This is a genomic window from Phaeobacter sp. HF9A, from assembly GCF_011806385.1.
Taxonomy (GTDB): Bacteria; Pseudomonadota; Alphaproteobacteria; order Rhodobacterales; family Rhodobacteraceae; genus Epibacterium.
Map to the genome: position 1 here is coordinate 1 of NZ_JAATOX010000061.1, position 24418 is coordinate 24418.

The following is a 24418-nucleotide window of genomic DNA, read 5'->3' on the forward strand; positions in this document are numbered from 1 at the left end:
AAACACCACATGCGAAAAGGAGAAAAGGCGCCAGCCCCCCGGGAAACGCGCGAACAAGCGGGGGACCGACGCCAGAGACACCCGCCGGAGCACCAGCGAGGCAGAGCGGAAACCGGGGCCTGACACGATAGTCTTCCCAACCTTGGCCCAGAATTCCGTCTTGCCCCAAGACTAACGAGTCCGCGCAGCTAAGGCATTGATACAGATCAATTGCTCCGCTTTTTACCAGATTTCATAGTCCCCCAACTGGAAAGGCCGCCCGAAATGGGCGGCCTCTTTTTTTGCTATCGCATATGTCTTGCGCGCAGTGTCTACTCGCCGCCGCCCAGCTGGTGCACATAGGCGCTGACGGCGCGGATTTCCGCTTCGCTCAGGCGGGCGTTCCAATTCGGCATCACCCCGTAGCGCGCATTCCAGACGGTTTCGTGCAGCGTGTCGTAGTCCCCGCCATAGAGCCAGATCGGTGCGCCCTGGAAGATATCACCTTTTGCGTCCTCGCCGTGGCAGGCTGTGCAGTTGTCCTCAAAGACCACGGCACCGGCGGCCACCAAGCTCGGATCTTTCGGCTCTTCCGAGAGTGACATCACATAGTTCACCACCTGCTCGACTTCGTCTTCGTTCAGCAGCTCGTCGCGACCGAAGGCCGGCATGGCCGAGTAGCGGGCATCCTCGTCAGTCTCGTTGCGAATCCCGTGGCTTACGGTGGTGTGGATGTCCTCCATGGTGCCACCCCAGAGCCAGTCATCGTCCAGAAGGTTGGGATAGCCCTTGGCCCCGGCCGCACCGGACCCGTGGCACTGTGCGCACCAGGTCTTGAAGACCGCAGAGCCAGCAGAGACGGCATAGCCGGACAATTCCGGGTCATCCGGGATCTCTGCCAGGTCCAGCTCGACCAGCTTGGCATTGATCGGCGCATTGGCCTCGTCCACAGCCACAATTTCCGCTTCGACCTTGCCCCGCGAGGACCAGTCCAAGAGCCCCGCAGTGGCGCTGTTCACCAGCGGCCATGCCGGATAGGCGATGGTGTAGCCGATGCCCCAGATGATGCAGGCATAGAAGGTCCACAGCCACCAGCGCGGCAGCGGGTTGTCGAACTCCTTGATGCCGTCCCATTCGTGGCCGGTGGTATCCGGATCGCCGTCCTGAATATCAACTTTCTTATTCATGCCCTTATCACTCATAGCTGGGCCTCCGATTTCGCGGCAGGATCTGCCGCAGGCTTGTCCGCGTGGCGGAAGGGGATATTCGCGGTGTCTTCGTGGGTCTTGCGGGATCCGGGCCGAAAGGCCCAGAACACAACCCCCAGGAACACCACGAAGAGGAGCAGCAGCATCCAGCTGTCAGCGAACTGGCGCAGCAGGGTGTAGGTATCCATGACCTGCCCTCCTCTTAGCGGCTTGCGTCGGGTGTGAAGGTCGAGAAATCGACCAGCGTGCCCAACATTTGCAGATAGGCGATCAAGGCATCCGCCTCGGAGACGCCCGGCTTGCCGTCGAAATTCCGCACGTTCACTGCTTCGCCATAGCGCTCCAGCAGCCCGTCGTAATCGCTGTCCGGGTCGGCCTGCGCACGGAAGTCGCGTTCGGCCTGTTCGACCATCTCATCACTATAGGGCACACCGACGATTGCCTGGGTGGCCATCAGATCGCCGATATATTGCCCTTCGATCTGTGTGCGTTCGAGGAAATCATACTTCGGCATCACCGATTCCGGCACCACGGACTGCGGGTCGCGCAGGTGGTCCTGATGCCAGTCGTCCGAATAGCGCCCCCCCACCCGGGCCAGATCCGGCCCGGTGCGTTTGGAGCCCCATTGGAAAGGGTGATCGTACATCGACTCCGCCGCCAGCGAGTAGTGGCCATAGCGTTCGACCTCGTCGCGCATCGGGCGGATCATCTGACTGTGACAGACATAGCAGCCCTCGCGGACGTAGATCTCCCGCCCCGCCAGTTCGAGGGGGGTGTAGGGCCGCATGCCCTCCACCTTCTCGATTGTGTTCTCCAGGTAGAACAGCGGGGTGATCTGCACCAGGCCACCGATGGTGACAACCAGGAAGGAACAGATCAGCAGGAGGGTCGCGTTGGTTTCGAGTATTTTATGCTTATCGAGAATAGCCATCTCTCCGGCCCTCCTTATTCAGCCGGGACCGCGACGGACAGGCTGGCTTCTTTAGCCGGCGCCCGACGAACGGTCATCCAGAGGTTGTAGCACATGATCAGGGCACCGGAGAGGAACATGACCCCACCCAGACCGCGCATCACATACATCGGGAACTTCGCGGCCACGGTGTCGGCAAAGGACCACACGAGGAAGCCGTTTGCGTCAACTTCACGCCACATCAGGCCTTCCATGATGCCGGTCACCCACATGGAGGCCGCATAGAGAACGATACCGATGGTGGCGAGCCAGAAGTGCCAGCTCACGAGGCTCAGCGAGTAGAGACGTTCCCGTTTCCACAGCACCGGCGTCAGGTAGTAGAGCGCGCCGAAGGTGATCATACCATTCCAACCCAGGGCACCGGAGTGTACGTGACCAATGGTCCAGTCGGTGTAGTGGCTCAGCGAGTTCACCGCGCGGATCGACATCATCGGCCCCTCGAATGTGGACATGCCGTAGAAGCCGACCGAGATCACCAGCATCCGCAGAACCGGATCGGTGCGCAGCTTGTCCCAGGCGCCCGAGAGCGTCATCAAACCGTTGATCATGCCGCCCCAGGAAGGCATCCACAGGACCACCGAGAACACCATGCCCAGCGTCGAGGCCCAGTCGGGCAGCGCGGTATAGTGCAGGTGGTGCGGGCCGGCCCAGATATAAAGGAAGATCAGCGCCCAGAAGTGGATGATCGACAGTTTGTAGCTGTAGACCGGACGCTCCGCCTGTTTCGGGATGAAGTAGTACATCATGCCGAGGAAGCCTGCGGTCAGGAAGAAGCCCACAGCGTTGTGGCCATACCACCACTGCACCATCGCATCCTGCACGCCGGACCAGAGGATCACCGATTTGGAGCCCCAGATGGACACCGGAATGGTGAGGTTGTTGACCACATGCAGCATGGCCACAGTCACGATAAACGCCAGGAAGAACCAGTTCGCCACATAGATATGGCGCTCTTTGCGTTTGATGATCGTGCCGAGGAAGACCGCCAGATAGGCCACCCAGACGATGGTCAGCCAGAGGTCAACATACCATTCGGGCTCGGCATATTCCTTGGACTGGGTGCCGCCCAGCAGATAGCCGGTCGCCGCCAGAACGATGAACAACTGATAGCCCCAGAACACGAACCACGCCAGATTGCCGCCCCAAAGCCGCGCCGCCGAGGTCCGTTGCACGATGAAAAAGGAGGTCGCGAGCAACGCGTTGCCACCAAAGGCAAAAATCACCGCCGATGTGTGCAGCGGGCGCAGGCGGCCAAAGTTGGCAAAGCCTTCGGACCAGTCGAAATTCAGCACCGGAAAGGCAAGCTGGAACGCGATAAAGGTCCCGACGAGGAAACCCGCAACGCCCCAGAAGGCGGTCGCGATCACCCCGGCGCGGACGACACTGTCAAAGTATTCTCCGGTATTGGGCGCGACCACCGGCTCGTCGGTGTTGCGAAGTGTGTAAAGAAACAGGCCGCCAGCGACGAACACGAGGATCACCGCATGCACCTGATAGGCCAGATCCCTGGCATAGCTGGCGGCGATCATAAAGAAGACCGTCAACACGCCAAGCACTATCAGCTTGAGATAATTAGACATTTCATGCCCCTTTGAATGGTTCGCCCGAATCGTCCACCCAATGAGCAGACCCCGGACGTGATTTTCCTCGGCCTTGATGCCAGAGCCACAGTAACGAAACCTTGATCTGCATCAAGATATTCGCCTTGTGGATGTGGCAAGGTGGCTCATGGAGCCGGTGCCGGAATACGCGCTTTGCGGGGCACCGACAGTTGCGACCATTCGATTTCCAGAAAGGGTCAACCATGACGTATAAGACAATTCTCACTGTGCGCTCGACAGCGGACGGGGACCACACCGCCCTGACGCAAGCAGAGGCGCTGGCGCGCCGGGCCGAAGGGCACCTGGACGTGCTCTGCCTGGGCGTGGATCGCACGCGGGTGGGGTACTACGACGGCGGCGCCAATGCGATCGCCATCAACGCGATGATGGAGCGCGCCCGCGACGAGGTAAAAGCCACCCAGGCCGCCGTCGAATCGCGCCTCAAGGCCAGCGACGTGCCCCATTCGATCTCCAGCGCGATCACGCCGCTGGGGGACATCTCGCGGGTGACGGCGCATCATGCGCGGTTCAGCGATATGGTGGTGATGGATCTGCCCTATGGCGCGGAACACGGCCCGGAGGTGGAACCGATCGTCGAAGCCGCCCTCTTTGAGGCCCGCACCCCGGTGCTGGTGATGCCAAAAGGCACAGAGCTGCCGCTACCGCCCAAGACCATTCTGGTCGCCTGGGACGAAAGCATCGAAGCGCTGGTCGCCGTGCGCAAGGCGCTGCCCTTCCTGAAAACTGCGGATCTTGTGCGCATCGCGGTGATCGACCCGCCGCAACACGGCATGGAGCGCTCGGACCCCGGCGGCATGCTGTGCCAGATGCTGGCGCGCCATGGGGTCAGCTGCGAGATCGACGTGCTCAGCAAGACCCTGCCGCGGGTCTCGGACGTGCTCAGCCGTCACGCCACCGATACCGGTGCTGAAATGATCGTGATGGGGGCCTATGGGCATTCCCGTTTCCGCGAATCCATCCTCGGCGGCACCACCCGCTATATGCTGGAACATGCCGAAGTCCCGGTCCTGATGGCTCACTGATCGCGCCCCTTGGCGCCGTAAGACAATCGCAGTCTCTGCCTGTCTGTCGCATCGCGGCAGGCAGGCGACCGGCCCCTCGGCGAGCAGATCCTCAGGGGGCCTCACGCGCATTCAACCCACAGGCGCATAGACTGCTGCCTGCGGCGCAAGTGATGTGCTGCATCATGACCTGTGTGAAATAAGCGGCGAACCGGTTGATCACGCGCCCGTCTGGGCGCGTGCCCGCGGCGCGTGCATCAGCCCCAAAAGCCGCCATCGCTGTCGTCGCCGGCCTCTTCGATCAGCCGGCGCATATCAGGCACGGTGACATGCCGCTTGCCCTCCAGCACGATGACACCGGATTTTTTCAGCGCGGAAATCTGGCGGCTGACGGTTTCCAACGTCAGACCGAGGTAATCCGCCATCGCCTCGCGGGTCAGCTTCAGATCAAAGCTCACCGCGCCGCTTGTCGGATCTTTGGTCAACGAAGCATCCCGACGGGCAATGATGGACAGCAGGCTGGCGATTTTCTCGCGCGCGGTCTTGCGGCCCAGCACCAGCATCCATTCCCGCGCCGCATCCAGTTCGTCCAGCGTCATTTCCAGCAGACGATGGGCGATATGCGGTGTCTTCGCCATCAAATCCTCGAAGGGTTTCTTGCGAAAACAACACATTACCAGATCTGTCGTCGCCACCACATCATAGGCGGCCCCCTCGCGCCCCGGCCGTCCGACAAAATCGCTGGGCAAGAGCAGGCCCACCATCTGGGTGCGCCCGTCTTCCATCGTCTGGGTCAGCGTCGCAATCCCCGACACCACCGAGCCGACAAAATTCATCTGATCGCCCGACCAGACCACCGGTTGGCCCGCCTCGTAGCTGCGGTAGTATTTGATACCGTCCAGCTCTTCGAGCTCGTCCGCGTCGCATCGCGCGCAGACCGCACGGTGGCGAATCGGGCAATCTCCGCAATGGATCGTCTGGACTTCGGCAAGGGTCATGCGCGCCTCATGTTGATCTGTGTCAAAGCTGACACCGCTCGTTTCGCTTACCTTACGCGCATGACACAAGAATCTCAATTGGCACGGCTCGGACTATTCGACGCAAAAGTGCCCCGGTACACAAGCTATCCGACCGCGCCTCATTTCAGCAATGAGCTGGGCATGGACCGTTTTGCGTCTTGGATTCACGCGATAAAGCCGGGAGCCGAGATCTCGCTTTATCTGCATGTGCCATTCTGCCGCAGATTGTGCTGGTTCTGCGCCTGCCGCACCCAGGGCACGCAATCCGACTCTCCGGTGCGCGCCTATATTGAGGTCCTCAAGCAGGAAATCGCACTTCTGGCGCAACATCTGCCCGAGGGCGTCACCCTGTCGCGGCTGCATTGGGGCGGCGGCACCCCGACGCTGCTGACGCCGGATCTGATCACGGAGCTGGCCGAGGCCGTCTTTGCCGTGACCCCGATGGCACCGCGCGGCGAGTTTTCGGTCGAGATCGACCCAAACGAGTTCGACGACGCCCGTCTTGATGCGCTGGCCGCCGCCGGGATGAACCGCGCCTCCATCGGCGTGCAGGACTTCGATCCGAAGATTCAGGAGACCATTGGCCGCATCCAGCCCTTTGAGATGACCCGCGACGCGGTGGAGATGATTCGCGCCCGTGGTATCACCAGCCTGAATGCCGATATCCTTTTTGGCCTGCCGCATCAGACCCGCGCCCGCATGACCGAGAGCGTGCAAAAGCTGCTCTCCCTCTCGCCGGATCGGGTGGCGCTGTATGGCTATGCGCATGTGCCGTGGATGGCGCGGCGGCAGAATATGATCCCCACCGACAGCCTGCCCTCGCCGCAGGATCGCTTGCGCCTGTTTGAAACCGCGCAACGCCTGTTCCTGTGGGATGGCTATCGTGAAATCGGCATCGACCATTTCGCCACCGCCGACGATGGGCTCTCCATCGCCCAGCGCACCGGCAAGCTGCGGCGCAATTTTCAGGGCTATACCGACGATCAGTCCGATGTCCTGATCGGACTCGGCGCCTCCTCGATCTCGCGCTTTCCGCAGGGCTATGCGCAGAACGCACCCTCGACCTCGGCCTATACCAAGGCCATTCGCAACGACACATTCGCCACCGGGCGCGGACATGTGTTTCAGGGCGACGACAGCCTGCGCGGGCGGATGATCGAAATGTTGATGTGCGATTTCGAGATCCGCAGCGACGAGATCCTGTCGCAGTTTCATATTGCCCCCGCCGTGCTGACGGCCCTTTATCGCGATGCCGCCAGCGCCTTTCCCGAGATGCTGGAGGTAAGCCCCGAGGGCCTGCGCATTCGCCCTGAGGGCAAGGCCCTGACCCGGATGATCGCGCGCCATTTTGACGCCTATGACCTCAGCAAGGCGGGCCATAGCTCCGCGATCTGAGGCCTGCCGGATCGCACACGCCGCGCAAGCGGCGCCGGGCCCAACCAGATGAGATCGCAAGATCGAATATGGGCGGGAGAGCCCCCGCCCCGGCTTGGAGACTGCGCCTGCCGCACTGCCTGCTGCATTGGCGGATACGAGGGCTCTGCCCTCGTGCTCCCGGGATATTTTGGGTTAGAAGAAGAGCAGGGGGGGCATCGCCGGATTGAAAACGCGCCTCTGACAGCTTTGCTTATGTCGGACCGCTGCCGGTTGTGACCGCTGATAGCAGGTGGCGCGTATACTCCTGTTGGGGTGACGCAAAGATGCGCTCCGCCGGGCCTTGCTCCACCACATCCCCCGCTTTCATCACCAGGATCTTATGCGACATTGCGCGCACCACGTTGAGATCATGGCTGATGAAGAGATAGGCCAGACCGTAGCGCTGTTGCAGGTCGCGCAAAAGCTCGACGATTTGCACCTGAACCGTCATATCCAGCGCCGAGGTGGGCTCGTCCAGAACCACCAGTTTCGGGCGCAGCACCATGGCGCGGGCGATAGCGATGCGCTGGCGCTGGCCGCCGGAGAACTCATGCGGGTAGCGGTCCATGGTGGCGGGGTCGAGACCGACCTCGACCATCACCTCCGCCACCAGGTCGCGGGGTTTGCGGTGTTGATCCACCTCGTGAATGGCCAGCCCCTCGGCGATGATCTGCTGGCAGGTCATGCGCGGCGACAGCGAGCCAAAGGGGTCCTGAAAGACGATCTGCATATCCTTGCGCAGCCGGCGCAGATCGCGCGTGGACCATTGCCGCAGATCCTGATCCTGAAAGCGCACTTCGCCCTCAGAGGCGATCAGCCGCATGATCGCCAGCGCCATGGTGGTCTTGCCGGAGCCGGATTCGCCAACGATGCCGAGGGTCTCGCCTGCGCGGATCGACAGGGACATCGGGTTCACCGCCTTGACGTGGCCCACCGTGCGTTTCAACAGGCCGCGCTGGATCGGGAACCAGACCTTGAGATCCTTCGTCGAAACCAGCTCCTTGGCGTCCTCGGGGATCGGCGCGGGGCGGCCGGTGGGTTCCGCCGCCAGCAGTTTCTGGGTGTAGGGATGTTGCGGATTGGCAAACAGCGCGGCGGTGGGGCCTTCTTCGACGATTTCGCCGGATTTCATCACGCAGACCCGATCCGCGATGCGGCGCACGATCGACAGGTCGTGGGTGATGAACAAAAGCCCCATGCCTTCGCTGGTCTTGAGCTCCGCCAGAAGATCGAGGATCTGAGCCTGGATGGTCACGTCCAGCGCCGTTGTCGGCTCGTCCGCGATCAGCACATCGGGTTTGTTCGCCAGCGCCATGGCGATCATCACCCGCTGGCGTTGTCCGCCAGAGAGCTGGTGCGGATAGGCGCCAAGGCGGCTTTCGGCGTCGGGGATGCCGACCTTGTTTAAGAGGTCCAGAATGCGCGTGCGCGACTCGCTGCCCACCACCCCCTGATGCAGGGCCAGCGCCTCGCCCAGCTGTTTTTCGATGCTGTGCAGCGGATTCAGGGAGGTCATCGGCTCCTGAAAGATAAAGGAGATATCATTGCCGCGCACCCGTCGCAGGCTGCGCTCATCGGCGCCGATCATCTCCTGCCCGTCATAGGTCACCGAGCCCGACACCACAGCGCTGTCACCCAGCAGCTGCACCGTGGAGAGCGCCGAGACCGATTTACCCGAACCGGACTCGCCCACCAGGGCGACGGTCTCGCCCCGTGCCAGGGAGAAGGACACGCCCTTCACCGCCTCGGTCAACTGGCCATCCTGACGGAAAGCGACGCGCAGGTCCGTGACCTTTAGGATCGCAGTCATTGCGTTCCCCTTTGCGCAATATAACCAAGGGCAGTGCCCGACTGCGGGCGGAAACGAAGTGCCCGCCCATGGGGGCGGTCGGGCACTGCCCGGCCTGCCGCCGGGCGCAACCGAACAATGTCCAGGGACAAGGTCATGAAAAGGTCTTTCTCGGGTCAAACGCATCCCGCACGCCTTCAAAGATGAAGACCAGAAGCGAGAGCATGATGGCAAAGGTGAAAAACGCGGTGAAGGCGAGCCAGGGCGCTTGCAGGTTCTGTTTCGCCTGCAAGGTCATCTCGCCCAGCGAGGGCGAGGAGGACGGCAGGCCAAAGCCGAGGAAATCGAGGCTGGCCAGCATGCCGATGGTGCCGGTGACGATAAAGGGCATCATGGTCAGGGTCGCGACCATTGCATTGGGCAGCATGTGGCGGAACATGATGGTCATATTGCCCACCCCCAGCGCCCGCGCCGCGCGCACATATTCAAGGTTGCGCGCCCGCAGGAATTCCGCCCGGACCACGCCGACAAGGCCCGTCCAGCTAAAGAGGATCATCAGGATCACCAGGAGCCAGAAGCTGCGCCCCAATATCGCAAACATGATGATGATCACATAGAGCGAGGGGGTTGCCGACCAGATCTCGATCACGCGCTGGAAGATAAGATCGAGCCAACCACCAAAGAAGCCCTGAATGGCCCCCGCAAAGATGCCGATAAAGCTGGCAACGCTGGTCACGATCAGGGTGAAGACGATCGACAGGCGGAACCCGTAGATCACCCGCGCCAGCACGTCGCGCTTGGTATCATCGGTGCCCAGAAGGTTCTGCCCGTTGGGCGGCAGCGGCGCCGCGCCCGGGCGATCCACCGGCGTGTCATAGCTATAGGGGATCAAGGGCCAGATCGCCCAACCCTTCTCGAAGCCTTCGGCCTGATAGGTTCCGGCGTCGATCTGCGAGAGGATCTCGTCGGGCTCGTAGAAGCAATCCTCGACGCCGCCAGAGGCAATCAGGCATTGCACCTCCGGGTCGCGATAGACGGCCTCGGTCTGGAAATCGCCGCCAAAGGTGGTCTCGGGGTAGAAGTTCCAGATCGGGGTGAAATAGCTGCCGCGATAGTTCACCAGGATGGGTTTGTCGTTGGCCAGCACATCGGCAAAGAGCGACAGGCCAAAAAGCACGGCAAAGATCCACAGCGACCACAGCGCGCGGCGGTTGCGCTTGAAATTGTTCCAGCGGCGTTTGTTCAGGGGGGAGAGGGCCATGGCTCAGCTCCCTTCCGCGCAGGCCGATTGCCCGCTTTCGGAAAATGTCAGAACCTCCGACAGGTCGGAACGCGCTTTGCCCCCACCCAAGGTCGGGCACGGTGCGATGCGTTTTGGCGACAGGGAGATCCACATGCGTCAGCCCTCCCTCTTTTCAAAGTCGATGCGCGGATCCACCAGCACATACATGATGTCCGACAGGATCCCCACCACCAGCCCCATCAGGCCAAAGATGAACAGGGTGCCAAAGACGATCGGATAATCCCGCGCCACGGCGGCCTCGAACCCGAGCCGCCCCATACCATCGAGCGAAAAGATCGTCTCGATGATGACGCTGCCGGAAAAGAAGATCGAGATAAACACGCTGGGAAAACCCGCAATCACGATCAGCATGGCGTTGCGAAACACATGCCCATAGAGCACGCGGTTTTCCGTCAGCCCCTTGGCGCGCGCGGTCATCACATATTGCTTTTTGATCTCGTCCAGAAAGGAGTTCTTGGTCAGCAGCGTCAGCGTCGCAAAGGCGGAGATCGTCGAGGCGATGATCGGCAAGGTGATGTGCCAAAAGTAATCGCCGATCTTGCCCAAGAGGCTCAGCTCGGACCAGTTTTCGGAAACCAGCCCCCTGAGCGGGAAGATCTGCCAGTAAGAGCCCCCGGCAAAGAGCACCAGCAAAAGGATCGCAAACAGAAAGCCGGGAATGGCATAGGCGGCGATGATCACGGCACTGGTCCAGCTGTCAAAGCGGCTGCCATCGCGCAGCGCCTTTTTCACACCCAGCGGGATCGAGATCATATAGGCGATAAGCGTGGACCACAGGCCGAGCGAGATCGACACCGGCATTTTTTCCAGCACCAGATCTATCACGCTAATGTTGCGAAAATAGCTGTCGCCAAAATCGAACCGCATGTAGTTCCACATCATATTGAGGAACCGCTCCAGCGGCGGCTTGTCAAAGCCGAACTCGCGCTCCAGCTCTTCGATGAACTCAGGCGGCAGACCCCGGGCCCCGGCGTATTGGCTCTCGGCCTGGCCGACACTTTCGGCGCCCGCGTCATTGGTGGCCCCCGCAAAGCCGCCAAAGACATCGCCGCCCCCCTCCAGCCGCGCAATCATCTGCTCAACCGGGCCGCCGGGGACAAATTGCACCAGCGCGAAGTTCACCACCATGATGCCGAGCAAGGTCGGGATCACCAGCAGGAGGCGCCGCAAAATGTAGTTGAGCATCAGCGCGTTACCTCAACGCGCCAGCATCGCGCAGCTTTTTGGCTTTCTCCGCGTCATACCACCAGAAATCAAGGTAGCCCAAGGCATAGGGCGGGATGGTCTCGGGATGGTCATATTGGTCGTAATAGGCCACCCAGTGATCCGGGTTATACCACAGCGGGATCATGAAGAATTCATAGCGCAGCGCCCGGTCCAGCGCGGTCAGGGCGGTCACCTCATCCTCGCGATTGTCCGCGAGCAACGACACCGCAATGATCGCATCCACCAGGGGCGAGGCCAGCCCGGCCGGGTTGAACAGCGAGTAGCTCGCGGCCTCGGAGCCATAATATTGTGCCAGTCCGGTGCCCGTGCCGAGATAGGCGGCATAGCTTCCGACCCGCAAATCATAGTCGCGGTCGCGCTCGCGGCTGGTGTATTGCGCGGTGTCCACCGCATCGAATTTCACGTTCACCCCGAGTTTTTCAAGATTGGCGACATAGTTTTCCATCACCGCGCGAGTGGTCGGGGTGGAGGAGGAGGAAAACAGGAATTCCAGCGTGAAGGGCTTGCCGTCCGGCCCCACCCGCTTGCCGTCGTCACCAACCAGATAACCCGCGGCCTCCAGCAGATCGGCGGCCAGACGGGCGTTGCGACGATCATACAGCCGGCGCGGATCGGATTTTGCCGGCACATAGACATCCTGCGTCAGCAGCTCTTCGGGCACCACGTCACCAAGGTTTTGCAGGAAGGCAAGCTCCGCGCCCTCGGGTTTGCCGGTGGCCATCAGGGGCGTGTCCTGAGTGTAGGAGGCACGGCGTTCAAACAGATCGTTCAGCAGGCTCTCGTTGGACCATTCAAAGTTGAACGCAAGCGCCAATGCCTCGCGCACGCGTTTGTCCTGCAGCTCGGGCGAGGCAAGGTTGAACACGATCCCCGAGGGTGTCGGCGGCGAACCATCCGGCAATTCTTCCAGCTTTACCGTGCCGGCCTCCACCTTGGGGAAGTCATAGCCGGTCGCCCATTTCTTGCTGTCGCCCTCGGAGCGGAAAGTATATTCGCCCGCCTTGAAGGCCTCGAAGGAGGCGGTGTCATCAGCAAAGATTTCCAGCCGGATGGTGTCAAAATTGTTGCGCCCAACGTTAAAGGGCAGATCCTTGCCCCAGTAATCCGGGTTGCGTTTCAACACGATACGGCGGCTGAGGTCGATTTCGTCGATGATATAGGGGCCAGAGCCCGGAGGGCCCTCGATCCAGGTGTCGCTCAATTGCTGGCCTGTTTCCTCAAACCATTTCTTCGACCACGCGGGTACGCCGCCCACCTGTTCGATCAGGCTGCGGCGGGAAATCCCGTCGGCGAAATAGAACTTGATGGTGTGATCGTCGATCACCTCCACCTTGGGAATCCGCTTGCGCACGGCCTCGGCGTAGGATTTCAGCCCCTGATCCAACATCAGATTGTGGCTGAAGGCGATATCATGGGCCGTGACCGGCGTGCCGTCAGAGAACTTCGCCTCCGGGCGCATGTGGAAGATCACCCAGCTTTTGTCTTCCGGGTACTCCAGGCTTTCGCAGAGCAGGCAATAGGACTGGCCATATTTATCCGCCGGCACCCCGGCGCTGGGGGCCTCGCCCAGGAGGCTTTCATAGGGGTAGACCGAAAACAGATGCGCCCGCCCCTTGCCGTTATAGGGGTTCATGCTGTCCAGCGTGCCGACAAAGGGAATGGAGATCTCGCCGCCCTTGGGCGCGTCCGGGTTCACATAATCGAAATGGGTGTAATCCTCGGGGTAGTCGAGCTCGCCATAAAAGGAGTAGCCGTAGCTCTTGATGATGTTCTCATCCTCGGCGCTCTGTGCCAGAGAGGTGCTGCTCAGCAAGGCGGCAGTGGAGAGAAACGCGGCACTGGTGAGTGGCCGGATCCAGCTGCGGAAAGACCCTGTCTTGATCGTCGCATCAGCACCTGTGTTCGTCATCTGCCAATTCCCCTTTTATTATGCGGCCCCGGTCGCGCCGGCGCTTTTTGCCTTAGCCCCAAAGCTAAAGGTCGGTCCAGCAGGGTTTCAAGCCGAGAATGCGGTCTCTCGGCAATTTGAAAGCCCCGTCATCCGGGTGTGAGCAAAACATAGCACAAAATCGGCATTTGTTTGCCGCGATTTTCGCCACTGTGGCGCCCCCTAAGATACAGAAAAGGCCGCAGCAGAACCTGCTACGGCCTCAGTCTGTGTCACGTAAAGAACCGGATCAGTTTTCCAGGCTCTCCAGATAGGCGATCAGGTTCACCCGGTCGTTGATCTTTTTCAGACCGGCAAAGGACATGGCGGTGCCCGGCGCGTAGGCGGAGGGTTTGGTCAGGAACGCATCCAGGTGTTCCGGCGTCCAGGCGCCGTCCAGACCAGTGAGCGAACCGGAATAGGAGAAGCCATCCACGCTGGCGATATCACGTCCAACGACGCCATCCAGGTGCGGGCCAGTGGAGTTTTCGCCATTGGTCTTGTGGCAGGCAGAGCATTTCTTGAACACCTTTGCGCCCTTCGCAACATCGGCGTCGGCCATCAGCGTCGCGAAATCCACTTCGGGTTCGGGCGCGGCGTCGCCGGCGTCTGCCACTTCGATGACGTAAGCCGCCTCGCCGTGGCCACCAACATGGTAGAGTTCATCGGCAACCCATTTGCCCAGGAGGAACACAAGGAATGCACCGCACAGGCCTGCGGTCGCTTTGGTGAGTGTCATCGTGTCAAACATGATAGCGAGTCCATTTCAGCTGTCTTGCAGGGTGTCTAAGGCTTCCCCTTTCAACTGGCAAGGTATAGACACCGCGACTAAACGACCAAAATCCCAAGTTTTTGCAAAGATGACGCATCAATGAGACAGAAAATCGCGATCCAGGGCGAATTAGGCTCCTATAGCCATGAGGCGTGCCGCGACAAACGGCCCGATATGGAGGTGCTCCCCTGCCGCGGTTTTGAGGATGCCATCCAGGCGGTTTTGGACGGCGAGGCCGAACTGGCGATGCTGCCGGTGGAAAACACCACCTATGGGCGGGTTGCCGATATTCACCGGCTGCTGCCGCATTCCGGGCTCAAGATCATCGACGAGGCCTTTGTGCGGGTGCATATCAACCTGCTGGGCGTGCCCGGCGCGAAACTGGACGATATCCGCGAGGCGCATTCCCATCTGGTGCTGCTGCCGCAATGCGCCACGTTTCTGAAAAACAACAACATTCGAGGCCGCGTCAGCCCCGATAACGCCCGCGCCGCCCGCGAAGTGGCAGAGCGCGGCGACCCGACCCACGCGGCGCTGGCCTCCGAACTGGCGGGCGAGATCTATGGGCTCGACGTGCTGGCGCGCCATATCGAAGACCAAAGCAACAACACCACGCGGTTCCTGATCATGTCGCGGGAGGCTGACACCAGCCGTCGGGGCGACAATGGCATGATCACCAGTTTCGTCTTCCAGGTGCGCAACATCCCGGCCGCGCTCTACAAGGCGATGGGCGGCTTTGCCACCAATGGCGTCAACATGACCAAGCTGGAAAGCTATATGGTCAACGGCTCTTTCACCGCGACGCAGTTTTATGCGGATATCGACGGCCACCCGGAGGATGAAAACGTCCGCCTGGCGCTGGACGAGCTGGCCTATTTCACCACCGATGTCGAAATTCTGGGCGTCTACCCCGCCGATCACCGCCGCTGAGGCTTGCCGCGACGCTGGGCGATTCTTCTGAAGCCTTCGCTGCCGCGCCGATGCTGGCAATGGCCTCAGGCCGCGTCGCCTGCTCCGCGACCCTCGGTCGTGCACGCGATCCGGCGCATTTCATCGCGGCTCATCGGTTTACCAAAGTAGAAGCCCTGCACCGAGGTGCAGCTTTCCTGCCTCAGGAAACTGAGTTCGGCCTCCACCTCCACCCCCTCGGCAAGCACCGGAATGTCCAGCGCCGCGCCCAAGAGCAAGGTCGAGCGCACGATCGCCGCGCGCTGCGCGTCCTTGTGGACGTCCTGCACAAAACTCCGGTCGATCTTGATTTTGTCGAATGGAAAAGTCTGCAACATCGCCAGCGAAGAATAGCCAGTGCCGAAATCATCCATGGCGATGCGGATGCCCAGCGATTTCAACTGATGCATCACCTTCAAGGTATGCGCTTGATCGTCGATAATGCTGGCCTCGGTGATTTCCAGCTCCAGCCGCTCCGGCGCGAGGCCGGTTTCCATGAGGTTGTCCATCACCCCCTCGACAAAGGAGGGCTGCACCAATTGCTGCGGCGCCACATTGACCGCAATGCTGTAGGGATGATCCCAGCTGGCTGCCTCTCGGCAGGCCTCGCGCAGCACCCAGGCGCCAATGTCACGCACCAGCCCGGTTTCCTCCGCCAGCGGGATAAACTCCCCCGGTGACACCCGGCCGCGTGTTGGATGGTTCCAGCGCAGCAGCACCTCAAAGCCTACGGGCGCGAGCGTTTCCAGGGTGTTTTGCAGCTGGTAGACCAGCTCGAATTCATCATTGCGCAGGGCGAGCCGCAAATCATGCACCAATTGGATCTTATCGCGGCTGCGGCGGTCCATTTCATCGTCGAACAGGCAGATATGACCGCCGGGATCAGATTTGGCCCGATACATGGCGACATCCGATTTATGCAGCAACTGGTCCGGTTTGCGCCCGTCCTCCAACGTGGAGGCGATCCCCACGGCAGCCCCCACACGCAGCGAGATTTCGTCCAGGTCGATAGGTTCCGCAATCGCCGCATGAAGCCGCTCGGCAAAGCTCTGGACCTCCTCGATGCGGCGAAACCCCTGTTTGATCGCGACAAATTCATCGCCCCCGACCCGGGCCAGATACTCAGCCTCGCCCTGCTGCGCCTCCAGCCGCCTTGCCACCTGGCAGAGCACCCGGTCCCCCACCGCGTGACCATAAAGGTCATTGACCTCCTTAAAGAGATTGAGATCGATCGTCAGGACTGCGGCGCGCACGGTTTCATCCGCCTCCAGCTGGCGCGCCAGCCTATCCAGCTTGCGGGTCAGCCACATCCGGTTGGGCAGGCCGGTCAAAGGATCATGCAGCGCCGCATGATCGAGCTGCAATCGCGATTCGCCTTCCAGGTTGACCTCGATCGTGGCTGCGGCCATTGCGATCAGCAGGATCAGCCCGGTGACCCCGAAGATCAGGACTGCCATCGACGCATCGGAAATGGTCTTGGGCGGCACAAGCAAAGAGGAATCGAGCTGAATTTCAATCGCGCTCATGCCGGTGAAATGCATCAGACAGATCGCCAGAACCATCAAAAGCGCAGGCCAGATCAACCCGGCCCGGCCGCCAATGTTCTGCTTGATCAAACCATAGCTCAGCACACCAAATCCGACCCCCAACAGGGTCGAGGCAACCACCCTCGGCAGGGCCCAATGGATCACACCAGGCAGAAGATAGGCGCTCATACCGACGTAGTGCATCGCAGAGACAGTCAGGCCAAAAAGCGCCCCGGCGAGATAGACCCCCGCAAGCCCCTTTGCATAGGCCAGCCCGATATTTGCCGCAAATGCGCCCAGAACCCCCACCAGCAGCGAGACGCCCGTCAGAACCGGCTCGTAGCCATGCGCATAGCCGGGATCATAGGCCAGCATCGCAATGAAATGAGTGGACCAGATCGTGGCCCCGGTGATTAGCCCCGCCATCGGCAATTGCACCATGCGGCGACGGCCGGTCCATTGCGTCAGCCGCGTGGACATGTGCACCGACAAGGTCGAGCCGATGACACAGATCACCGCAGCAGTGGCCAGCAACCAATAGATATGCTCCTGCGTGATACAGTCCAAAAGACGATACATTGCGAATCCTCGGGTCCTTCCAATCTGCTTGGTTGTCCCATCCGAAAACTAACAAATTTATCGCAATTCACACCGCTGTACGCGCGAATATGTTTCAAATTATAACGTATAAGACGCGCCTGATCGCAAGACCAAGATCAGCTTGCGAAGACAGCGCAATAGGGCAGGAAACACGCACAATGCGCACCTACCATACGGGCGGCTAAGGCCCGGGCAGCGCAAGAGGCACATGCCCGCCTCGCCACGCGCAGATGTTCAAGGGCAGGTGATCGGCCCCGGATTGACGGCCAGAGTTGCGCCTAGGCCGATTGCACCGGCTGCGCCTCAGCGTTGCGCGCAAATTCGGAAACTTTCTGACGGAATTTTCGGTTCAGCTTGTTGCGCGCCAATTTCAGGGATTGCACCAGAAGCCGCGCCGCAAGAGTCTTGGGCTTCAGCGTCAGCTGAACCATCATACGCGTGCGGTTCGGGGCAATCTCCTGCAAGGTCAGCGCCATATCGCCCACCATGCCATTCCCCGCCGCGCCATAGGTGATGGCATCCGGCGCGTTCAAGGACTGGATCTTGATCTGCATTTTGCGAGCACTGCCGCGAAACTGGAACCCCGCATCCCAGGCCTGCGCGTCCAACGGCGTTGTCGCATCGCCGATGCGCTGCACGTCAACCCCGCGGCGGATCGCGGCCCGTTCAAAGCTGTCAAAATCCGTAACAGCCGCGAACACATCGGCAATCGGGCGATCAATATCTTCCTGGGTCTCGAAGTGCATCTTTCGGGCCTGCTCCGTCACTTTTTACAAAACGCCATCCGGCGCGCGTATTCAGTATAAACTATGTCCGTTACCCGAGTGTATCCGCAACCCAGTTTTCCAATAGAAAGCCAGCAATTGCCCCTTTGCGCGGCCTGCGCACTTTTGGATGGTCACCGGCGAACACATCCATGACCTCCTGTCGGCTCAGCCAGAACGCCTCTTCGATCTCGGTCGGATCCACTTTGATGTCTTCGCTTGTCGCCTCGCCAAGACAGCCAAACATCAGCGACATGGGAAAGGCCCATGGCTGGCTGGCCAGATAAGCGACGCGCCCCACCCGCACGCCGGTTTCCTCCAGCACCTCGCGGCGCACCGCGGCTTCCAGCGTCTCGCCCGGCTCGACAAATCCCGCAAGCAGCGAATACATCCCCTCCGGCCAGCCGGGAGAGCGCCCCAATAGCACCCGGTCGCCGGATGTGATCAGCATGATCACCACCGGATCGGTGCGCGGGAAATGCGCCGCCTCGCAGCGCGGGCAGCGCCGTTGCCAGCCGGCTTGCTCCATGATGCTGGGCGCCCCGCAGCAGGCGCAGTAGCCATGCGAGTGATGCCAGCCAAACAGCGCCTTTGCGGTGGTCGCCAGCTCGGCCTCGCGCGGGGTCAGCAGGGTCATCACCACCCGAAGTTCAGCAAACACATGATTCTCGGGCAGGTCGGGATGGCGCTGCTCGCTCGGGTCCAGAAAGGTATCAGGCGTCGCGGGGTCGCCCTCCTCCGGGCTCCAGTCGCTGATATCAAGCGCAAAATACCCGTCGCCCGCCTCGCTGCACCCAAGAAAAATTGCCTCGGCCTGGCGTTGGGCCACGACCCCATGGGTGGGGGACAACAAGGCCAAACTGCCGGCCCGGTCCTGATCCTGCAGGCGCAGGCACAGTGGCTTGCCCCGCCAAAGCAGCAAGACCTGCGCGGAGGAGGCCGCCCAAAGCCGATCCAATGCCGCCTGGTCCCCGCGCAGCTGCGCCGCACGATCCAGGCCGCTGCCGCCGAATGTGACATGTTCTGCGCGTTTCATGGCTGCCTCACTTTTTGTTGTGGTTTGATGCGCCCGCCAGAGCTGGCGTCCCATCTGTCGCGACCCGTCCCTTGCGACCGGGCCACCGTGACCGGGTGGAATCTGCACCTGAGGTGCTGCATTCGTGCCAGTGACTCAAGCAAAAATGCCACGGTTTCCAAAATCCGAAAAAAACCCGTCCGCAAAGGTTTCACCACTTTCGCAAGCCTGCTCTTCTCCTTGTTAACACTTTTTAAGACCCTTGGAAAAACCGGGGCTTTGAGCGACCATGAATGGCGAGCAATGAAACGATCAGACTTTGGCGCCTCCGGGACAGAGCGCGCCAGTGACAGGATGGAAACAAAACTGGCACAGCTGCGGCTGCTGGCCACCTCCGATGTTCACAGCAATCTTCTCAGCCATGATTATTACGCTGATGTCCCGAACCCGGCCTTGGGGCTCAGCCGCACCGGCAGCCTGATCGCCGCAGCGCGGGCGGAGGCGCGCGCGCAGGGTGGGATATCGCTGCTGCTGGACAATGGCGACTGGCTGCAAGGCACGCCGCTGGCCGAGATCACCAACAGCGATGCCGACGATGTGCCCGCAGCCGTGCGCGCGTTTTCCGTGCTGGGCTATGATGCGGTGGGGCTTGGCAATCACGAGTTCAACTTTGGGCTTGCACGGCTGACAAAGGCGCTGGACGCCCTGCCCTGCCCGGCGATCTGCTCCAATCTGCGCAATCTTGATCCCACGCTGGATTTGCCGATCAAACGCTGCCTGCTGCTGAGCCGCGCGCTGCCCGGAGCCGATGCCAGCCTGCCGCCGGTTCGGATCGGGCTGCTGTCGGTTTTGCCACCACAAACCCTGATGTGGGACGCCGATCACCTGCTTGGCCGCGTCGAGATCGACGATATGGTCGAGAGCGCCCGCTCCACGATCGCCACCCTGCGCGCCGCTGGTGCCGATGTGGTGGTGGCGCTGGCCCATACCGGCCTTGGCGAACGCGAGGCCTTTCCCGGGATGGAGAACGCCCTGCGCCCGCTGGCGGCGCTGCCGGGTCTGGACGCGCTTGTCGGCGGCCATACCCATCTGCTGCTGCCCTCCGCAGAGAGCGCGGATCTGGAGATCCCGGTGGTCATGCCGGGGTCTGGCGGCTCTCACCTCGGGGTGCTGGACCTCACGCTAGAGCTGCGCCCCGGCGGCTGGCAGGTGACCCGCTCCGACAGCGCACTGCGCGCGATCAGCACCCTCAGCGCCGAGGGGGTGCAGCCGCTGGTGCCCGAAGATCCGCGGCTGGTTGCGGCGCTGGCCCCGCTGCATGCGCGCACGCGGGTCAAGATGGCCGAACCGGTGGGCCATATCGCGCAACCGAAGCATTCCTATTTTTCCTTCTTTGGCCAGGACCGGGGGTTGACCCTGACCGCCGCGGCGCAAGCCGCCGCCCTGCGCCGCGAGCTGGCCGGCTCCGATTTTCGCGGCCTGCCTGTGCTTTCTGCCGTGGCGCCAGGGAAGTTTGGCGGCAGGGCGGGGCCACAGAACTACACCGATGTGCCTGCGGGCCCCTTGTCGCGCCGCCATGTGGCGGACCTCTATGTTTACCCCAACGAGCTGCGCTGCATGATCGCCGAACCGGGCCAATTGCGCGACTGGCTGGAGATGTCGGCGGGCTATTTCAACCAGCTTACGCCGGGCGCCCCGCCTGCGCTGCTCGCCAACCCAGAGCGCGCCGGGCATAATTTCGATGTGATCTTCGGGCTGGATTACGAAATCGACCCCACCGCGCCCGCCCGGTTCGACGCCAGCGGCCGACAGGTGAGTGACGGCCCCGGCCGCATCCGCAATCTGCGCTGGCAGGGGCAGCCACTGGAGGAGGGCCAGCGGTTTGCCGTCGCCTTCAACAGCTATCGCAGCAGTGGCGGCGGCAATTTCCGGATGTTGCGCGATGCGCCGACCGTTCCGCTGCGCCCGCGATTGATACGGGACACCGTGGCCGCTTATGTCACCGGCGAGCTGCCAGCCGATCCATTGGCGTCGCCGCCCTATCCCTGGCGTTTTGTCCCCAACCTCGGCGTCGAGGCGATCGCAGTCACCGGTCCGGGCGCGCGCGGCTTCCTGCATGAGCTGCCAACCAGCGTTGCCCAAAGCGTCATGATGGCGGCGGACGGTTTTTTGTCGCTGCGCCTGACGCTCTGAGCTGCGCGGCGGGTTGTCATTATTCCGTCACTTCCCTATATCGAGATTCGAGGGGTTGGCGCGGGCAAGCGCCTCGCCAACCTGGTCAGGTCCGGAAGGAAGCAGCCACAACGAGCCCCGCTTGGGTCGATGTCCAACCTCTCACTTTCACGCCCCCGCCACTGGCGGGGGTTTGTGTTTGCACCCTCCCGCATCCGACCTGCCCCGGGCTGCTGGTGCGACATTCAAGACAATTATGAACCCACCACAACAACAGTGTTGACGACTCACGACGCCGCTCGCTACCCATGTGTGTGATGGTTCCCAAACCTCAATATATTGTGGTGCGGGATGAAAAGGGAACACGGTGAGGATGTGGGGATGCCCCCAGCGCCAAATCCGTGACTGCCCCCGCAACTGTAAGCGGCGAGCACCCCGGTATAACCACTGGTCCAAAGCCCAAGCGGCACCGGACCGGGAAGGACCGGCACGCGGCGACCCGCAAGTCAGGAGACCTGCCATCACCGTTTTGAACCTGAACCCGGGCGGGGTGTCCTGGATGAGGTCTGATGGCCGTCCTTGTCCCGTTTGGGTCTGTTGCCAGCAGAATCTCCTCCCTGTCTCCGCCCCTCGACTGATCGACTGTGCGGAGGGCACAATGACCAAAGACACCACCCTGACCCACGACTTTGTGGCAACCACCTGTTTGCATCTGGGCCGCCCCTGCCCGGCGGCCGAACGCATGCTCCGCGCCCTAGCCGGCGCGCTGGATCAGGCGCGCGGCATGACGCAGGAGGATTTCGAGATCACTGGCGAGAGCCTGCTGGATGGCTGCGAAAAGGCCTGCCCGGCGCGGTTTGCCGCCAGCCATCATCGCATTCGCGTGTTCTGCGATGTCTCGCCAACGACCGAGACAGAAACGCTGGATCGCTTTGCCGATGCCATGCTGTCGCCCGAGATGATGAGCTTTGCCAGTGCCGCACGGGAGGAGATGCCGCGCGCCTTTGGCGAAGCCCGCCGGCTGAGCTAGATGCCCGGGCGATCACCTAGCCCTGCCGCGTATCGGCCTTTGACCGGTTGCGGCGGGCCCCCAAGGCCCAGGCCATCTGCGCCTCGGTCTCTACGGCACAGGGGCGTTGAGCGCGCAATCGTGCCAGCGCCGCCTCCGGGCGTTCGCCGCTCTCGATCAGCAGCCGCAGCGCCGCCATGCCGGAGCGGCCACAGCCGCCCCTGCAATGCACCAACACCCGACCTCCGCCGGACATCGCCTGCCGCGCCAAAGTGCTGACCTCGGTCCAGCGGGCCTGACTGTCGCCGGTTGGGGTCTGATAGTCCTCCACGGGCAGGTGAAACCAACGGCTGCCGAGGCCCTGAATGTCCCAGCCCAAGGATTCGATGCCGAGAATCACATGCTCCACCCGGGTGGTGAGCGTGATCACGATAGAGGGACGCCACTCGCGGATCAGCCGGAGATCCCCGGCATAATCGCCGCCCGCCCCCGGCGCCGGGCTAAGCGCCAGAATACCATCGCCAAGCGACAGCGCATGCAGCGTCAGGGTTTGGCTCGCCCGCTGCGGCGATGAGTTGGATAGGACAACCATTTACTCTCCCCCTGGGGGTGCAGGCCCGCAGGCCGCAGAACACAACACCCTATCTTAGCTCCGACTGCGTTCAAAACGATAGCATTTTCTACCGCAGCAGCCCCATCGGCCTCTCCGCTCGCCCCCATTCCCCTCGCCGCGCAAGAGCGGTGGACGAAGCCGCCGGGGCCGCTTAGTTTGCACCTCAACCCCTGCATGGCCCGAATCCGGGCCACAGGCCCCAAGACCACCGAAAGGCCCTCATGAGCGAGCACAGCCCCGAGACCGCGACCAGCCCCCAGAGCGGAAACTACCAGGTTCTGGCGCGGAAATACCGGCCCGAGACCTTTGCCGATCTGGTCGGTCAGGATGCGATGGTGCGGACGCTGAAAAACGCCTTTGCCGCCGACCGCATCGCGCAGGCCTTTATCATGACCGGCATTCGCGGCACCGGCAAAACCACCACCGCGCGGATCATCGCCAAGGGCATGAACTGCATCGGCGAGGACGGCCAGGGCGGCCCCACCACCGAGCCCTGCGGCAAATGCGAACATTGCCTCGCGATCATGGAAGGCCGCCATGTGGATGTGATGGAGATGGACGCCGCCTCGCGCACCGGGGTCGGGGACATCCGCGAGATCATCGACAGCGTCGCCTATCGCGCTGCCTCGGCCCGCTACAAGATCTACATCATCGACGAGGTGCATATGCTGTCCACCTCGGCCTTCAACGCCCTGTTGAAGACGCTGGAAGAGCCGCCGGCGCATGTGAAGTTCATCTTTGCCACCACCGAGATCCGCAAGGTGCCAGTGACGGTGCTGTCGCGCTGTCAGCGCTTTGATCTGCGCCGCATTGAGCCCGAGGTGATGATCGCGCTGTTGCGCAAGATCGCGACAGCCGAGCGGGCCGAGATCGCCGAGGACGCGCTGGCGCTGATCACCCGCGCCGCCGAAGGCTCGGCGCGGGATGCAACCTCCTTGCTGGATCAGGCAATCAGCCATGGCGCAGGGGAGACCACGGCGGAGCAAGTTCGCGCGATGCTGGGGCTGGCCGACCGGGGGCGGGTGCTGGATCTGATGGACATGATCCTGCGCGGCGATGCGGCGGCGGCGCTGACGGAACTGTCGAGCCAATATGCCGAGGGGGCCGACCCGATGGCGGTACTGCGCGATCACCCATTGGGCTTCAGTGGTGAAGATCACCCCCGATGCGGCGGAAGACCCCACCATCAGCCCTGACGAGCGTCTGCGCGGTCAGGACATGGCGACGCGCCTGCCGATGCGGGTGCTGACGCGCATGTGGCAGATGTTGCTCAAGGCGCTGGAAGAAGTCGCCACTGCGCCCAATGCGATGATGGCGGCGGAGATGGCGATCATCCGCCTGACCCATGTGGCCGATCTGCCGAGCCCGGAAGAGCTGCTGCGCAAATTGCAGGACACGCCCCCGCCGCCGCATCCCGGTGGCCCCGGTGGCTCTGGCCCCATGCAGAGCATGGGGGCGCCTGCGGCGGGCGGGGCTCTCCCCCCCCTTTCCCCTCAGCTAAAACTGACGCAAAAGCGGTGGGCCGGGCGGGGGGCCCG

19 protein-coding genes, 1 other RNA gene, 1 pseudogene and 1 riboswitch are annotated in these 24418 nt (G+C 62.0%); of the genes and pseudogenes, 7 read left to right on the top strand and 14 right to left on the bottom strand.

Annotated features, from left to right (window positions below):
- Positions 1-311: 311 nt before the first annotated feature.
- Genes ccoP through ccoN form a run of 4 tightly spaced genes read right to left on the bottom strand, consistent with a single transcriptional unit; the run spans position 312 to position 3737 of the window.
- Positions 312-1166: a cytochrome-c oxidase, cbb3-type subunit III gene (ccoP, locus tag HCZ87_RS12170; RefSeq protein ID WP_167644027.1), complete on the bottom strand. Its 855-nt coding sequence runs from the start codon at positions 1164-1166 to the stop codon at positions 312-314.
- A gap of 11 nt (positions 1167-1177) precedes the next feature.
- Complete coding sequence (locus tag HCZ87_RS12175; RefSeq protein ID WP_167644028.1) at positions 1178-1375, bottom strand: cbb3-type cytochrome c oxidase subunit 3; 198 nt, start codon at positions 1373-1375, stop codon at positions 1178-1180.
- A gap of 14 nt (positions 1376-1389) precedes the next feature.
- Positions 1390-2118: a cytochrome-c oxidase, cbb3-type subunit II gene (ccoO, locus tag HCZ87_RS12180; RefSeq protein WP_167644029.1), complete on the bottom strand. Its 729-nt coding sequence runs from the start codon at positions 2116-2118 to the stop codon at positions 1390-1392.
- 14 nt (positions 2119-2132) lie between these two features.
- Positions 2133-3737, bottom strand: coding sequence for a cytochrome-c oxidase, cbb3-type subunit I (ccoN, locus tag HCZ87_RS12185; RefSeq protein WP_167644030.1), 1605 nt, complete (start codon positions 3735-3737; stop codon positions 2133-2135).
- Between the two features lie 224 nt (positions 3738-3961).
- Here ccoN and HCZ87_RS12190 point away from each other — a divergent pair, with 224 nt between their 5' ends.
- Positions 3962-4801: a universal stress protein gene (locus HCZ87_RS12190; RefSeq protein ID WP_167644031.1), complete on the top strand. Its 840-nt coding sequence runs from the start codon at positions 3962-3964 to the stop codon at positions 4799-4801.
- Positions 4802-5037: 236 nt separating this feature from the next.
- On the opposite strand, the gene fnrL is transcribed toward HCZ87_RS12190, so the two are convergent.
- Positions 5038-5778, bottom strand: a complete 741-nt coding sequence (gene fnrL, locus HCZ87_RS12195) for a transcriptional regulator FnrL (RefSeq protein WP_167644032.1) — start codon at positions 5776-5778, stop codon at positions 5038-5040.
- A 60-nt stretch (positions 5779-5838) separates the two neighbouring features.
- Here fnrL and hemN point away from each other — a divergent pair, with 60 nt between their 5' ends.
- A complete protein-coding gene (gene hemN, locus HCZ87_RS12200; RefSeq protein WP_167644033.1) occupies positions 5839-7194 on the top strand; it encodes an oxygen-independent coproporphyrinogen III oxidase in 1356 nt (451 codons plus the stop codon).
- A 232-nt stretch (positions 7195-7426) separates the two neighbouring features.
- Here hemN and HCZ87_RS12205 read toward each other — a convergent pair whose 3' ends face one another.
- The 5 genes from HCZ87_RS12205 to HCZ87_RS12225 all read right to left on the bottom strand — a co-directional run bounded on the left by HCZ87_RS12205 (position 7427) and on the right by HCZ87_RS12225 (position 14212).
- Positions 7427-9025, bottom strand: coding sequence for an ABC transporter ATP-binding protein (locus HCZ87_RS12205; protein WP_167644034.1), 1599 nt, complete (start codon positions 9023-9025; stop codon positions 7427-7429).
- 133 nt (positions 9026-9158) lie between these two features.
- Positions 9159-10265 (bottom strand): ABC transporter permease, encoded by a 1107-nt coding sequence (locus HCZ87_RS12210; RefSeq protein ID WP_167644036.1) that lies wholly within the window; start codon positions 10263-10265, stop codon positions 9159-9161.
- A gap of 138 nt (positions 10266-10403) precedes the next feature.
- The gene (locus HCZ87_RS12215) at positions 10404-11492 is read right to left on the bottom strand and encodes a microcin C ABC transporter permease YejB (protein WP_167644038.1); all 1089 of its coding nucleotides are present in this window, start codon (positions 11490-11492) and stop codon (positions 10404-10406) included.
- A gap of 7 nt (positions 11493-11499) precedes the next feature.
- Complete coding sequence (locus tag HCZ87_RS12220; protein ID WP_167644040.1) at positions 11500-13443, bottom strand: extracellular solute-binding protein; 1944 nt, start codon at positions 13441-13443, stop codon at positions 11500-11502.
- Positions 13444-13711: 268 nt separating this feature from the next.
- Positions 13712-14212 (bottom strand): cytochrome c family protein, encoded by a 501-nt coding sequence (locus HCZ87_RS12225; protein ID WP_167644042.1) that lies wholly within the window; start codon positions 14210-14212, stop codon positions 13712-13714.
- Between the two features lie 120 nt (positions 14213-14332).
- Between HCZ87_RS12225 and HCZ87_RS12230 the strand changes: the two genes are divergently transcribed.
- Positions 14333-15163 (top strand): prephenate dehydratase, encoded by an 831-nt coding sequence (locus HCZ87_RS12230; protein ID WP_167644043.1) that lies wholly within the window; start codon positions 14333-14335, stop codon positions 15161-15163.
- Between the two features lie 65 nt (positions 15164-15228).
- Here HCZ87_RS12230 and HCZ87_RS12235 read toward each other — a convergent pair whose 3' ends face one another.
- From HCZ87_RS12235 to nudC, 3 genes are all read right to left on the bottom strand, one after another.
- A complete protein-coding gene (locus HCZ87_RS12235) occupies positions 15229-17286 on the bottom strand; it encodes a bifunctional diguanylate cyclase/phosphodiesterase (protein ID WP_167644045.1) in 2058 nt (685 codons plus the stop codon).
- Between the two features lie 299 nt (positions 17287-17585).
- Positions 17586-18053, bottom strand: a complete 468-nt coding sequence (locus HCZ87_RS12240) for an SRPBCC family protein (protein ID WP_167644047.1) — start codon at positions 18051-18053, stop codon at positions 17586-17588.
- A 70-nt stretch (positions 18054-18123) separates the two neighbouring features.
- Complete coding sequence (gene nudC / locus HCZ87_RS12245) at positions 18124-19107, bottom strand: NAD(+) diphosphatase (protein WP_167644048.1); 984 nt, start codon at positions 19105-19107, stop codon at positions 18124-18126.
- 282 nt (positions 19108-19389) lie between these two features.
- On the opposite strand from nudC, the gene HCZ87_RS12250 reads away from it, so the two are divergent.
- From HCZ87_RS12250 to HCZ87_RS12260, 3 genes are all read left to right on the top strand, one after another.
- Positions 19390-21279, top strand: a complete 1890-nt coding sequence (locus tag HCZ87_RS12250; RefSeq protein ID WP_167644050.1) for a 5'-nucleotidase C-terminal domain-containing protein — start codon at positions 19390-19392, stop codon at positions 21277-21279.
- Positions 21280-21327: 48 nt separating this feature from the next.
- Positions 21328-21426, top strand: an RNA gene (gene ffs / locus HCZ87_RS12255) — signal recognition particle sRNA small type.
- Positions 21427-21559: 133 nt separating this feature from the next.
- A riboswitch (cobalamin riboswitch) is annotated at positions 21560-21796 on the top strand.
- A 120-nt stretch (positions 21797-21916) separates the two neighbouring features.
- The gene (locus HCZ87_RS12260) at positions 21917-22288 is read left to right on the top strand and encodes a hypothetical protein (RefSeq protein WP_167644051.1); all 372 of its coding nucleotides are present in this window, start codon (positions 21917-21919) and stop codon (positions 22286-22288) included.
- A 16-nt stretch (positions 22289-22304) separates the two neighbouring features.
- Here the strand turns inward: HCZ87_RS12260 and HCZ87_RS12265 are convergent, their stop codons facing one another.
- Positions 22305-22859 carry a protein-tyrosine phosphatase family protein gene (locus HCZ87_RS12265; protein WP_167644053.1) on the bottom strand — a complete coding sequence of 185 codons (555 nt, stop codon included), beginning with the start codon at positions 22857-22859 and terminating at the stop codon, positions 22305-22307.
- A 242-nt stretch (positions 22860-23101) separates the two neighbouring features.
- Between HCZ87_RS12265 and HCZ87_RS12270 the strand changes: the two are divergent.
- A pseudogene (locus HCZ87_RS12270) lies at positions 23102-24418 on the top strand (DNA polymerase III subunit gamma/tau); the annotation flags it as partial.

Bases quoted from the DNA above. Each gene is read 5' to 3' on its own strand.
- ccoP (WP_167644027.1), bottom strand. From the start codon at position 1,166: ATGAATAAGAAAGTTGATATTCAGGACGGCGATCCGGATACCACCGGC.
- HCZ87_RS12175 (WP_167644028.1), bottom strand. From the start codon at position 1,375: ATGGATACCTACACCCTGCTGCGCCAGTTCGCTGACAGCTGGATGCTG.
- ccoO (WP_167644029.1), bottom strand. From the start codon at position 2,118: ATGGCTATTCTCGATAAGCATAAAATACTCGAAACCAACGCGACCCTC.
- ccoN (WP_167644030.1), bottom strand. From the start codon at position 3,737: ATGTCTAATTATCTCAAGCTGATAGTGCTTGGCGTGTTGACGGTCTTC.
- HCZ87_RS12190 (WP_167644031.1), top strand. From the start codon at position 3,962: ATGACGTATAAGACAATTCTCACTGTGCGCTCGACAGCGGACGGGGAC.
- fnrL (WP_167644032.1), bottom strand. From the start codon at position 5,778: ATGACCCTTGCCGAAGTCCAGACGATCCATTGCGGAGATTGCCCGATT.
- hemN (WP_167644033.1), top strand. From the start codon at position 5,839: ATGACACAAGAATCTCAATTGGCACGGCTCGGACTATTCGACGCAAAA.
- HCZ87_RS12205 (WP_167644034.1), bottom strand. From the start codon at position 9,025: ATGACTGCGATCCTAAAGGTCACGGACCTGCGCGTCGCTTTCCGTCAG.
- HCZ87_RS12210 (WP_167644036.1), bottom strand. From the start codon at position 10,265: ATGGCCCTCTCCCCCCTGAACAAACGCCGCTGGAACAATTTCAAGCGC.
- HCZ87_RS12215 (WP_167644038.1), bottom strand. From the start codon at position 11,492: ATGCTCAACTACATTTTGCGGCGCCTCCTGCTGGTGATCCCGACCTTG.
- HCZ87_RS12220 (WP_167644040.1), bottom strand. From the start codon at position 13,443: ATGACGAACACAGGTGCTGATGCGACGATCAAGACAGGGTCTTTCCGC.
- HCZ87_RS12225 (WP_167644042.1), bottom strand. From the start codon at position 14,212: ATGTTTGACACGATGACACTCACCAAAGCGACCGCAGGCCTGTGCGGT.
- HCZ87_RS12230 (WP_167644043.1), top strand. From the start codon at position 14,333: ATGAGACAGAAAATCGCGATCCAGGGCGAATTAGGCTCCTATAGCCAT.
- HCZ87_RS12235 (WP_167644045.1), bottom strand. From the start codon at position 17,286: ATGTATCGTCTTTTGGACTGTATCACGCAGGAGCATATCTATTGGTTG.
- HCZ87_RS12240 (WP_167644047.1), bottom strand. From the start codon at position 18,053: ATGCACTTCGAGACCCAGGAAGATATTGATCGCCCGATTGCCGATGTG.
- nudC (WP_167644048.1), bottom strand. From the start codon at position 19,107: ATGAAACGCGCAGAACATGTCACATTCGGCGGCAGCGGCCTGGATCGT.
- HCZ87_RS12250 (WP_167644050.1), top strand. From the start codon at position 19,390: ATGAAACGATCAGACTTTGGCGCCTCCGGGACAGAGCGCGCCAGTGAC.
- HCZ87_RS12260 (WP_167644051.1), top strand. From the start codon at position 21,917: ATGACCAAAGACACCACCCTGACCCACGACTTTGTGGCAACCACCTGT.
- HCZ87_RS12265 (WP_167644053.1), bottom strand. From the start codon at position 22,859: ATGGTTGTCCTATCCAACTCATCGCCGCAGCGGGCGAGCCAAACCCTG.